The sequence below is a fragment of the Sporosarcina sp. NCCP-2331 genome, assembly GCF_023707945.1.
GTDB lineage: Bacteria > Bacillota > Bacilli > Bacillales_A > Planococcaceae > Sporosarcina > Sporosarcina cascadiensis.
On record NZ_BRCD01000010.1, the window covers coordinates 60,406 to 72,745 of the forward strand.

Sequence of the window (12,340 nt, forward strand, 5' to 3'; positions counted from 1 at the left end):
TTTTCAATTAGCTATTGACTTCGTATCGTAAAACGCTTAAAGTAGTTTATGAGCGAATGATAATCATTTTCATTTAAGTGAGAAAGCTCAAATATTCGATATCGGAGTTCTTCATGAAGAAACGTTATTTAATTACAGCTGTCATACTACTCTCACTCCTTTCGCTTTTCGTCGGTGCAAGCAGTATCACACCAGCGGATTTACTGGATTGGAGATCAGAAGAAACAGAGATTTTCTTAATCAGCAGGTTGCCGAGGCTGGTTGCTATTTTGCTGGCGGGTGCCGGAATGAGTATTGCCGGGCTTATCATGCAGCAACTAAGCCGCAATAAATTTGTTTCCCCAACAACAGCAGGAACGTTGGACGCAACGAAACTTGGGATTTTGGTTTCGATGATTATTTTTACGAATGCAACACTATTAGAAAAAATGGCGGTATCTTTTACATTCGCCCTACTCGGTACATTTTTGTTCATGCAAATCTTGGACCGGATCAAATTTAAGGATGCGATCTTCATTCCGCTCGTCGGCTTGATGTTCGGGAATATCCTGTCATCCATTTCCACATTTTTCGCCTATAAAGCAAATGTGATTCAGAATATGTCAGCTTGGCTGCAAGGTGATTTTTCTATGATCATGAAAGGCCGTTATGAACTTTTATATATAAGCATACCGGTCCTGATCATTACATATTTATATGCGAATCGCTTTACGGTGGCTGGAATGGGAGAGGATTTCTCCAAGAACTTAGGGCTGGCTTACAAACGGATTGTGAATATTGGCCTTGTATTAGTAGCGTTAATTACGACAACTGTTGTCTTGACGGTGGGCTTGATTCCGTTCTTAGGGCTGATCATCCCGAATATCGTTTCGATTTTTAAAGGAGATAATCTGCAAAAGACGTTGCCGCACACCGCTTTGCTCGGCGCAATCTTTCTTCTCATTTGCGACATTTTAGGGAGAGTCATTATTTATCCGTATGAGATCTCGATCAGCTTAATGGTCGGTGTGATTGGAAGCGGAATCTTCCTCTATCTGTTGTTTAGGGGGAAGGCATATGCGTAACAGAACAAAGTTATTGATTCTAGCCGCTTTGGCATTGGTGTTTTGCGGATTGTATTTATTTCAAGGATTGAACGGCAGCTATGATTACGCGCTTCCTCGAAGAGCGGTCAAAGTGATTGCGATGATTTTGACAGGCGTGGCGGTTGCCTATTCTACGGTCATATTCCAGACGATTACGCATAACCGGATTTTGACGCCAAGCATAATGGGGCTGGACTCCCTATATATTTTACTTCAAACTGTCCTTATTTTCTTTTTTGGTTCTACCCATTTTGTACTGATTAATCAGCAATTCAACTTTATGCTGTCGGTAGGGGCCATGGTACTGTTTGCTTTACTGCTCTATCATTTTTTATTCGGCAAGGGCAACCGGCCGATCTACTTCTTGCTGTTGGTCGGTATTATCGTCGGAACGTTCTTCGGCAGTATCTCGACATTCCTGCAAGTATTGATCGATCCGAATGAATTCTTGCGTGTACAGGATAAAATGTTTGCAAGCTTCAACAATATCAACGGCGATCTCGTCTGGTGGGCATTTGCGATACTCGTGCTGACGCTGATCATCGGCTGGCGCTATATTAATGAGCTGGATGTTCTTTCATTAGGACGGGATACCGCGATTAACTTAGGTGTATCTTATCAGACGGTCGTGAAGGTCATGCTGATATTATCCGCTGTTCTTATTGCTGTTTCGACTGCGCTGGTCGGGCCGATTACTTTCTTTGGGCTTATTGTCGCCAATCTGTCGTATCAATTCTTTAACACGTTCAAGCACTCCATCTTAATTGCCGGAGCTGCGCTGATGAGTGTGGTAGCATTGGTCGGCGGCCAGTGGATTGTAGAGCGGGTCTTCTCGTTCTCCACGACATTGAGCGTAATCATCAACTTTGTCGGTGGCATTTACTTCATCTATTTACTATTAAAGGAGAGTCGATCTTCATGATTCAAGTTCGTGAGCTAACGAAATTTTATGGGAAAAAGGCAGTCGTCGAAAAGGTCAATGTGAACATCCACCGCGGAAAAATCACATCATTTATTGGACCGAACGGGGCTGGTAAATCTACTCTTCTTTCGATGGTAAGCAGATTGATGGATGCCGATACAGGTGAAGTATTGCTGGACAAAAGTAAAGTGAAGGATATGAAGTCCAATGAATTCGCCAAGCGCGTAGCCATCTTGAAACAATCAAACTTCATGAACGTCAAATTGACCATCCGCGAACTGGTGGCATTCGGCCGTTTCCCGCATTGTAAGGGCCGTCTCCACGAAGAAGATGAGCGGATGGTGGATCAGGCGCTGGAATACATGGGCTTGATGGATATGCAGGAAGCCTATTTGGATGAATTATCGGGCGGTCAGCGTCAGCGCGCGTTTATTGCGATGACCATTGCACAGGATACCGATTATATTTTACTTGATGAGCCGCTGAACAACTTGGACATGAAACATTCCGTACAGATCATGAAAATTTTACGTCAGCTCGTCAATGACCTTGGCAAGACAGTCGTTATCGTATTGCATGACATCAACTTTGCCTCCGTTTATTCAGACCGCATTGTGGCACTGAAAAACGGCCGGATCGTCAAAGATGGACCGACGAACGATATTATCAATTCAGAATCACTGCGGGAAATCTATGATATGGATATCCCGATTCAACAAATGAAAAATTGCCGTATTTGCGTCTATTTCAACTCTTAAAAAAAGTGAGGAACTAATTCAAATGAAAAAACTGACACTTTCCCTATTCGCATTGATCTTAATGCTTGCACTTGCTGCTTGCGGCAACACGAAAGAAGAAGACAAGCCGGCTGACAACGCGGCATCAGAAGATAAACCTGCAGCAGAAGAAAGTGCCGAGAAAACTGACAGCACAGAAATCACAATCGAGCACGAACTTGGCGAAACAACTCTTGAGAAAAACCCTGAGAAAGTAGTGGTATTCGATTTTGGTGTATTGGATACATTGGATGAATTAGGGATCGAAGTGGCAGGTTTGCCGCAGGCTAATATTCCTGGATATCTATCGAAATATGAAGATGAAAAGTACGAAAATCTTGGAAGCCTGAAAGAGCCGGATTTCGAAGCAATCAACGCAATGAAACCGGATGTAATCTTCATTTCCGGACGTCAGTCTGACTCATATGAAGAGCTTTCGAAAATTGCGCCAACTATCTTCATGGGTGTAGATACTGCGCGCTACATGGATTCATTCAAAGAGAACATGGAAAAGATTGCAACTATTTTTGATAAAGAAGATGAAATGAACACAGAATTAGCGGATGTTGATGCAAGTATCGAAGAAATTAAAGCGAAAACGGCTGAATCAGACAGCAAAGCATTAATGATCCTTGCAACTGAAGGAAAAATAAGTGCTTACGGACCAAGCTCACGTTTTGGAATCATTCACGACGTATTTGGTTTTGAGCCGGCTGATGAAAAGATCGAGGCTTCTACTCACGGACAGAACATCACGTTTGAATACATCCTGGACACAAATCCGGATATTTTGTTCATCATTGACCGTGACGCGTCAATCGGCAACGGTGCTTCAGCAAAAGATTCTGTTGAAAACGACCTAGTCAAGAAAACAAATGCATTCAAAAATGACAAAATGATCTACCTGAACGGTGAATACTGGTACCTTTCAGGCGGCGGACTTCAGTCAGTGAAAGAAATGATCAAAGAAGTAGAAGTAGCACTATAAGAAGTTTTACCCCGGGAGCTCAGCCTTTCGGGGTTTTTGTATGGAGATTTTCGCTGTAAAGGGGGGAATGTGCGGTGCCGGGCGCTTTTGGCGCGGCGGAAATGCGGATTGGTGCGGTGCAGCCAGTGAAACGTGCGGCGCTGGACGTTTTTGGTTCGCTTCCAGTCGTTTTTCGCGCGGATAGCAGACATTTTCGCGCGTTTGAAGAAGCACCGCGCATTTTATTTTCCAAAATAAAAGCCGTAGCCGATGCATGTTTCCGGCATTGATCATAGAATCCCGCAGAGCGCTCATACCACCCTGTCCAGCGCTCATATCAATGCGCCGCCCGATCATGCCATCCTTCTCAGCGCTCATACCCGTGCGCCGCCCGATCATAACATCCTCTCTAGGGCTCATACCTGTCCGCCATCCTAAAACAAAACTATATAAGTTGAACTAAACTTTTTACATCACAAGGAGGCTACATTCTACCTGCTCAGTTGATTGGAGTGCAAGGCGGCGACTCTGGGAGGATCAGCCCGTCAGGTGAGACAACTTGGGGGAGCAAAGCGACCAAGTTGGCTCACCGCGGGCCCTCCAGAAAGCGTCCGCCTGGAACGGAAATCAACGGTACTAGGTAACTTATAGAATGTAAATTTATTAATTCAACTTATATAGTCAAATCTCTTCAAAAAGTGATATAATTACATGTGTAAAGACACCATAACGCTTTTCAAGAGAAAGGTAGAAGACTAGTGAAAACAAAAGAGCTGTCGCGAAATAAATTACTCGGCATAGCGGGCACCGGCTGGATGTTTGACGCGATGGATGTCGGAATTTTATCCTTTGTCATTGCAGCCATTGCAGTGGACTGGAATTTAACCTCATCCCAGATGGGCTGGATCGGCAGTGTGAACTCCATCGGGATGGCCGTCGGAGCATTCGGTTTCGGACTGCTGGCAGACCGTATTGGCCGCAAGCAGGTATTCATGATTACATTAGTGCTGTTTTCCGTCGCCAGCGGACTGTCTGCGCTGACGACTGCATTATGGGCGTTCCTCGTACTGCGTTTTTTAGTTGGCGCAGGGCTTGGCGGGGAGCTGCCTGTAGCTTCTACATTAGTTTCAGAAAGTGTTTCTGCAAAAGAGCGGGGCCGCGTGGTTGTGCTGCTCGAAAGTTTCTGGGCGGCCGGCTGGCTCATCGCCGCACTGATTGCCTACTTCGTTATTCCGGATTACGGCTGGAGGGTTGCGCTGATCATCACTGCGCTGCCGGCATTTTATGCAATTTATTTACGGCGGAATTTGCCTGATTCCAAGAAATTCATTCAGGAAGGGAAAACAGAGCAATCCACTGGTCAGAAACTTAAGCAATTACTCGCGCCGGAATTCAGAAAGCGAACGATCATGCTGTGGATTGTATGGTTTGCAGTGGTCTTCTCTTATTACGGCATGTTTTTATGGCTGCCGAGCGTGATGGTCTTAAAGGGTTTCAGCCTGATTAAAAGTTTCGGCTACGTGCTGATTATGACACTCGCCCAATTGCCCGGGTATTTCAGTGCGGCCTGGCTGATTGAGCGTGCAGGACGCAAGTTTGTTCTGGCAACTTATTTATTCGGCACGGCACTCAGCGCGCTGGCATTTGGAAATGCCGATACATTAGTGACGTTAATGATCGCAGGAGCATTTCTGTCATTCTTTAATTTAGGGGCATGGGGGGCACTGTACGCCTATTCACCGGAACAGTATCCGACTGCAATTCGCGCGACAGGTTCGGGCGTTGCCGCGGCAATAGGCCGGGTTGGCGGTATATTCGGTCCGCTGCTTGTCGGTTCACTACTGACGGCGGGTTACGGGTTTGGCATCATATTCGGCATATTCTGTGCGGCGATTATGGTCGGTGTGCTGTCCGTTGTGCTGCTCGGAACAGAAACCAAACAGACAGAGCTGGCATAGAATAGCGTAAGTCGTTTCCATTTACCATAAATGGGGACGGCTTTTTCAATGGTTAATATTTTTTATTCCGCTCCAAAAGCTCTATAATTACTAAAGGGAGTTGATACGATGTTTCGGATTCCAGATGAAATTGCCCGTCTAGCATTGAAGCGCAGTGAAGGTTTTCCAGTGGAAGGCTTTGTTCACGGAGAAGGTCCCGCAGCACCCGCTATCCTTTTAATCGGAGAGGCACCGGGCGAACATGAAGCTATACATGGCGTGCCGTTCATCGGACGTGCAGGCAATGAATTGATGAAATCACTTGATTCCGTCGGCCTGTCGCGGGAAGACGTCTATATGACGAGTTCATTCCGGAGCCGTCCTTACCGGTGGGGTACAAAAAAAGAACGTGACGGCACATTGACGGAACGAAAATATAACCGGCCGCCCACGCAAAAGGAGCAGCTGGCCCATGCGCCTGTTCTAGATTATGAAGTCGCCAACCTGCAGCCCGGCCTCATTGTCACGCTGGGCAATGTCGGACTGCAACGGCTGCTGGGAAAACAGGCTAAAGTGACAGAATTGCATGGCCGCTTGTTGAAGCAGCCGGTTCAGTATTTGCATTCACTTGATGATCAGCAGTACAGCTGGACAGAACAGTCATACACCATTCTGCCGACATTTCACCCGGCATCTGTATTCTACCGGCCGTCACTCAGGCCGGATCTCGAAGAAGACTGGGTGAAAATCGGAGAATATCTTCAAGGGCTGCAGCTGAAACCGTGGGAATAAAATTGAAACGAGGCCGGCCGTAAATGAAAACAGAAGGATCCTTGAAAAACTTTACAAGTCTTATTAAAACTCTGCATTGGCCTGTCGCTGTCACAGCGATTGCTTTATTCCTTTCGCTTGTTGAAACAGTGGCGGGACTGGCCGTTCCCCTGATCACCAAAGATTTGGTAGACTCATTCACCAGTGAACTGATGAACTGGAAAACAGGCGTCTTCCTGCTCATTTTATTTGTCGTCCAGGCGATTACTGGAGGCTTTTCCTACTATATGCTTGCTTACATAGGAGAGACGGTTGTGGCAGACCTGCGGAATCAGTTATGGCAGAAGGTCCTGCGTCTGCCCGTGCCGTATTTCGATCAGAATGAAACAGGAGAGACGATGAGCCGTATCACGCAGGACACGACCGTATTGAAATCGCTGGTGTCTGAGCATCTGGTGTCGTTCATTTCAGGCGTCATCTCGATTATCGGTGCTGTCGTGATCTTGCTCGTGCTTGACTGGAAAATGACGATTATTATGCTGGTCAGTGTGCCGGTCAGCATGGCCGTACTTTATCCGCTCGGCCGTCTGATGCATAAAGTAGCAAAGGCAACGCAGGCGGAAATGGCGAAGTTTTCCGGGCATCTGGGAAGAGTTCTCGGCGATATCCGTTTAGTAAAAGCATACCGTGCAGAGCCGGCGGAAGGTGAAAAAGGAAAGTCCGCCATTCAGTCGCTGTTTCGCTACGGTTTAAAAGAAGCGAAAATCCAGGCGGTCATTTCGCCGATCATGATGCTGACCATGATGGGCATCCTAGTTGTAATTCTCGGTTACGGTGGAGCACAGGTCGCCAAGGGGGCATTATCCGCAGGGACTCTCGTCGCCGTCATCTTCCTGCTGTTCCAGATCATTATGCCGTTTGCCCAAATGGCGCAGTTCTTCACATCGTTTCAAAAAGCGGTGGGAGCCACCGAACGCATCCAGGGAATTCTGCAAATGAAATCTGAACCGGCTGCGGGAGAGTCGTCTGTCCAGCCGGGCGCCGCACTGACGTTTTCAGATGTTCACTTTGCGTATGAAGAGGGGAAACAAGTTGTAAACGGCATTTCATTCACCGCTGAACGGGGAACAGTGACAGCGTTTGTCGGACCGAGCGGCGGAGGGAAAACGACTATTTTCTCGCTTGTAGAACGCTTTTACCAGCCCGTCGCCGGAGAGATTCTGGCGGGTGACATTCCCGTAAATGAAATCTCCTTATCCAACTGGCGCGGGCGCATCGGCTATGTGTCGCAGGAAAGTCCGCTGCTGAGCGGTTCAATCCTCGATAATATTGCCTATGGACTGGAACGGCGTCCGACGATGGAAAACATCATTGCAGCGGCAAAAGCAGCCAACGCTTATTCATTTATAGAAGATATGCCTGATCAATTTGAAACGCTGGTCGGAGAGCGGGGGATGAAACTGTCAGGTGGTCAGCGGCAACGAATTGCGATTGCGCGCGCCTTGCTGCATGATCCTGAGATTTTATTGCTTGATGAAGCGACCTCTAATTTAGACAGTGGTTCTGAGACGCATGTTCAGGAAGCGCTGCAGAACTTAATGAAAGGCCGCACAACGCTCATTATTGCTCATCGGCTTGCGACTGTATTGCACGCTGATCAATTATTATTTTTGGAAAAAGGTAAAATTACAGGCAGAGGGACGCATAAAGAGCTGGTTGATACACATATGCTCTATCGAGAATTTGCTGCAGGTCAGGGCCTCGCCTGAAGAAAAAGGAGAAGATATTATGTATGAACCGATCGATGCATCTTTTTTTCAGGAGCCGGTTTTGCAGCTTTCCCGCAGTCTGATCGGCAAATATCTAGTTCATGAAACACCGGCTGGCCTTCTGGCAGTCCGAATCGTGGAAACGGAAGCCTATCACGGACCGGAAGACCGGGCGGCGCACAGCTTCAGCAACCGTCCCACCAAGCGGACAGAGGTGATGTTCGGAGAAGCGGGCATGGTATATACATATCAGATGCACACGCATGTCCTGATGAACGTAGTCGCAGCGGCTGAAGGAACCCCACACGCTGTGCTTCTGCGCGCCGGCGAGCCGGTGGAAGGTCTGGAGCTGATGCAAGTAAACCGAGGCAGTCATATTAAGAAAGCAGTCGATTTGACTAATGGCCCGGGGAAACTGTCCAAAGCGCTTGGCGTCACCATGCAGTACTATGGCCACAGCTGGGCTGAAAAACCTTTATATATTGCAGATGGTCTGGCGCAAAATGAAGTAGAAACCGGCCCGCGTGTAGGCATCGGTAACTCTGGTGAGGCTGTTCATTATCCATGGCGGTTTTATGAGAAAGACAACCCGTTCGTCTCGAAATATAGAAAATAAATGAGTAAAGTATGTCCAATCTAGAGAGGGATCGGGAGAAAATGAAAGACATATTGAAGATGGGAAGCGCCTTTATCGGCATTATTGTCGGAGCAGGATTTGCTTCGGGCAATGAAATCATGACGTATTTCACAAGTTTTGGATTATGGGGAATAGCGGGTGCGGTTTTTTGCACAGCGCTGTTCGCCTACTTAGGTATGACGCTTACCCGTTTAGGCAGCCGCATGCATACCAGTTCTCATAAAGATGTTATATATAAAATCAGCGGGCGTTATTTAGGTTTTGTGGTAGATGCGATCATCATTTTCACGCTGTTCGGTGTAGGTGTCGTTATGCTTGCCGGAGCAGGGGCCAATCTGCAGCAGCAATTCGCACTGCCTTCATTTGCAGGCAGCTTGCTGATGATCGTGCTGGTGTTTTTGACGATGCTGCTGGATGTGGATAAAGTAGTATCGGTAATCGGCAGTATTACGCCATTTCTGATTATCACTGTGATTGGCGTATCTGTCTATTGTCTGACGACGATGGATACGACGTTTGCCGTGCTGGATCCTGTGGCGCAGGCAGTGCCTACCACGCTGCCGAACTGGTTTCTGTCTGCCGTTAATTATGTATCGTTCAATATTGCACTCGGTGCTTCGATGGCGATTGTCATGGGCGGTGCGGAAAGGAATGAACGGATTGCAGGCTGGGGCGGTTTTGTCGGAGGCCTGGGTTTAGGCGGTTTAATTTTACTGAGTCATTTGGCGATTTTTTCAAAGGTGGAATCGGTGGCAGGAACAGAACTGCCGATGCTTGCCATCATAAATGATATTTCACCCGTGTTTGCGATATTTATGTCTCTAGTGCTGTACGGTATGATTTTCAACACGGCGGTCAGCATGTTCTATGCGTTTAGTGCGCGGTTTATCAAGGCGGGAACAGCTAAGTTCAGGTGGTTCACCGCTTTCGCACTGGTCATCGGCTACGGCCTCAGCTTCTTTGGCTTTACCAATCTGGTAAGCAATTTCTACCCGCTCGTCGGATATCTGGGGCTGTTTCTGGTTGGAGCGCTGATTGTTGCTTCGTTTGGACTAAAAAAGAAGAGAGGGTAAGTGGAATGAACACCTTTTCGCTGCTCGACTTTGCAGAGTGTGTAAATAAAGTGTGAGTTTTGCAGTTTAAACCCGCTTCGGCGCTGGGCGATTGCCTTACGCTATGAGCCTGCTGGCGAAAGGCGTGCCAGCAGTCTCATAGCCACGGCCGACCCCGCAGTTGCGCCTGCGCTGGTGTGTGGGATATGTAAGGCATGTTGCTTTTTGGCAGAGTGTGGATTTAGGTGGTGTTGTTTCGCTGCTCGACTTTGCGGGAGGTTTAAATGAAGTATGCGTTTGCAGTTTGAACCCGCTTCGGCGCTGGGGGATTGCCTTACGCTGTGAGCCTGCTGGCGAAGAACGTGCCAGCAGGCTCACAGCCACGGCCGACCCCGCAGTTGCGCCTACGCTGGTGTGGAGAATTTATGTCAAGCTGCTTTTTTGCAGTGTGTGGATTTAGGTGGTGTTGTTTCGGTGCTCGACTTTGCGGGAAGTTTAAATGAAGTATACGTTTGCAGTTTAAACCCGCTTCGGAGCTGGGGGATTGCCTTACGCTATGAGCCTGCTGGCGAAAGGCGTGCCAGCAGTCTCATAGCCACGGCCGACCCCGCAGTTGCGCCTACGCTGGTGTGTGGGATATGTAAGGCATGTTGCTTTTTGGTAGAGTGTGAGTCGAGTTGGCGTGGTTTCGTTTCTCGACTTTGTAAACGCATTGAACACAAGAATTTGAGCCTTTGCAGAATGATATGTAATGCATGAAACAACAAATGTCAAAAAGGTCCCAGACGGTATGCTCCTGCTCACATAAAAACTTTGAAAAATAAGCCTAGTGTACCGGAGCGGAAGGCAACCTAAGTACGCCGCGTCCTGCGGCAACGGTTGCATGACTCACTTCGTGTGAGCCTGCGGCTAAAACCACTCTGGGAGGATCAGCCCGACAGGTGAGACGACTTGCGACCAAGTCGGCTCACCGCGGGCCCGCAAGACACGCGTCCGCCTGAAGCGCAGGGAAACGGTCTCTATATAGCTTACAATCTCAATAACACCATACAAAAAGCCCGCGGAATGAAGATCGCGGGCTTTTGCCTGTTGTTATTAAACTGTTGCTAATTCAAGCTGTACTGCAGGCCCGAAGAACTCGTAGTGTACTTTATCTTCCGGTACGCCGATTGCAAGAAGCTGCTGGATGACGAACTCCATGAAGCCGGTAGGTCCGCATACATACACGTCGCTTCCCTGGATAACGTTCTCTTCAAGGAACTCGCGGGTAAACATGCCGTCTCCTTCTTCTGAATAAAGAGCTTTATACGTGGAGTTCGGCAACTTGGCGTTCAGCTGCTCCAACTTGTTCGCGAATGCCTGCTGGCTGCGAGTACGTGCAGAGTGAAGGAACGCCACTTCGCGCTCTGGAGACAAGTCTGCAATTGTAGAATACATAGCTTTCATTGGCGTGATGCCTACACCGCCGCTGATTAATGTAACAGGTTCTGTACCTGTAGGCTCTAGATAGAAATCGCCTGCCGGTGCACTTACTTCGATGATATCTCCGACTGATGCTTCGTTATGCAAATAGCAAGAAACCACGCCGTTCGGCTGCAATGTATCTTCGCGTTTTACCGAAATACGGAATGTTTCATCGTTAGATTTCTGTGACAAGCTGTATTGACGATTGACGATATTTTTTGCGCCTGGAATTGATGTACGAACTGTGATGTACTGTCCTGGCAAGTAGTACGGTAATTTCTTTCCGTCTACCGGCTTTAGATAGAAGGAAGTAATAATGTCGCTTTCTTCTACTTTGTCTACGATTTCAAAATCCTTGAACTCTCTCCAGCCGCCCTCTGCATTTTCAGTATTGTCGTACATTTCTGCTTCAACACCGATGAACGCATCTGCAATTACGCCGTAAGCTGCCGCCCATGCTTCAATAATTTCAGGAGTTGCTGCGTCGCCGAGAACTTCTTTGATCGCACCAAGTAAATATTCTCCTACGATCGGGTAATGTTCAGGTTTAATTCCTAAAGATACGTGCTTGTGTGCAATCTGGACAACTGCCGGTAAAATAGCGCCTAAGTTGTCAATATGTTGCGCTGCTGCGTATACAGTGTTCGCAAGAGCTGTCTGCTGACGCCCTTGTGATTGATTGGCGTGATTGAATATATCTAGTAATTCTGGATGGGCTTCGAACATATTTCTGTAGAAAACTGTTGTAATGGATTTACCGTGCTGCTCAAGAACAGGTACTGTGGATTTGATAATGTCGATAGTTTTTTGATCTAACATGGGGAATGCACAACCTTTCCGGATTTGATACTCTCATCATAAAACATTATTTCGCTTAAAGCTATATTTAAAATACATGTTTAAATGAAATACAAAATTTGGACACAGTTCATTCAAAAAGCTGCCATGATTTCCTGACAG

11 protein-coding genes are annotated in these 12,340 nt (G+C 47.4%); 10 read left to right on the forward strand and 1 reads right to left on the reverse strand.

Going from position 1 to position 12,340, the window contains the following annotated elements:
- The first annotated feature begins 113 nt into the window (after positions 1-113).
- The 10 genes from NCCP2331_RS07730 (at position 114) to NCCP2331_RS07775 (ending at position 9,937) form a co-directional block, all read left to right on the forward strand.
- Positions 114-1,064, forward strand: coding sequence for an ABC transporter permease (locus NCCP2331_RS07730; protein WP_153723107.1), 951 nt, complete (start codon positions 114-116; stop codon positions 1,062-1,064).
- A complete protein-coding gene (locus tag NCCP2331_RS07735) occupies positions 1,057-2,007 on the forward strand; it encodes an iron chelate uptake ABC transporter family permease subunit (protein WP_251669777.1) in 951 nt (316 codons plus the stop codon). Before NCCP2331_RS07730 ends, NCCP2331_RS07735 begins: the two co-directional genes overlap by 8 nt.
- Positions 2,004-2,765 (forward strand): iron ABC transporter ATP-binding protein, encoded by a 762-nt coding sequence (locus NCCP2331_RS07740; RefSeq protein ID WP_153723672.1) that lies wholly within the window; start codon positions 2,004-2,006, stop codon positions 2,763-2,765. The genes NCCP2331_RS07735 and NCCP2331_RS07740 overlap by 4 nt, the downstream gene beginning before the upstream one ends.
- Positions 2,766-2,787: 22 nt before the next feature.
- Entirely contained in the window at positions 2,788-3,771 is a 984-nt protein-coding gene (locus NCCP2331_RS07745) for a siderophore ABC transporter substrate-binding protein (protein ID WP_251669779.1), read from the forward strand.
- A 74-nt stretch (positions 3,772-3,845) separates the two neighbouring features.
- Positions 3,846-4,040 carry a hypothetical protein gene (locus NCCP2331_RS07750; protein WP_251669781.1) on the forward strand — a complete coding sequence of 65 codons (195 nt, stop codon included), beginning with the start codon at positions 3,846-3,848 and terminating at the stop codon, positions 4,038-4,040.
- Positions 4,041-4,565: 525 nt separating this feature from the next.
- A complete protein-coding gene (locus NCCP2331_RS07755) occupies positions 4,566-5,708 on the forward strand; it encodes an MFS transporter (RefSeq protein ID WP_251669885.1) in 1,143 nt (380 codons plus the stop codon).
- A 108-nt stretch (positions 5,709-5,816) separates the two neighbouring features.
- Complete coding sequence (locus NCCP2331_RS07760) at positions 5,817-6,479, forward strand: uracil-DNA glycosylase (RefSeq protein WP_251669783.1); 663 nt, start codon at positions 5,817-5,819, stop codon at positions 6,477-6,479.
- A 23-nt stretch (positions 6,480-6,502) separates the two neighbouring features.
- Positions 6,503-8,227: an ABC transporter ATP-binding protein gene (locus tag NCCP2331_RS07765; RefSeq protein WP_153723677.1), complete on the forward strand. Its 1,725-nt coding sequence runs from the start codon at positions 6,503-6,505 to the stop codon at positions 8,225-8,227.
- A gap of 19 nt (positions 8,228-8,246) precedes the next feature.
- Complete coding sequence (locus NCCP2331_RS07770) at positions 8,247-8,843, forward strand: DNA-3-methyladenine glycosylase (RefSeq protein ID WP_251669785.1); 597 nt, start codon at positions 8,247-8,249, stop codon at positions 8,841-8,843.
- Positions 8,844-8,884: 41 nt separating this feature from the next.
- The gene (locus tag NCCP2331_RS07775) at positions 8,885-9,937 is read left to right on the forward strand and encodes a YkvI family membrane protein (RefSeq protein ID WP_251669887.1); all 1,053 of its coding nucleotides are present in this window, start codon (positions 8,885-8,887) and stop codon (positions 9,935-9,937) included.
- Positions 9,938-11,011: 1,074 nt separating this feature from the next.
- Here the strand turns inward: NCCP2331_RS07775 and hmpA are convergent.
- Complete coding sequence (gene hmpA / locus NCCP2331_RS07780; RefSeq protein WP_264879234.1) at positions 11,012-12,223, reverse strand: NO-inducible flavohemoprotein; 1,212 nt, start codon at positions 12,221-12,223, stop codon at positions 11,012-11,014.
- Between the last annotated feature and the right edge of the window lie 117 nt (positions 12,224-12,340).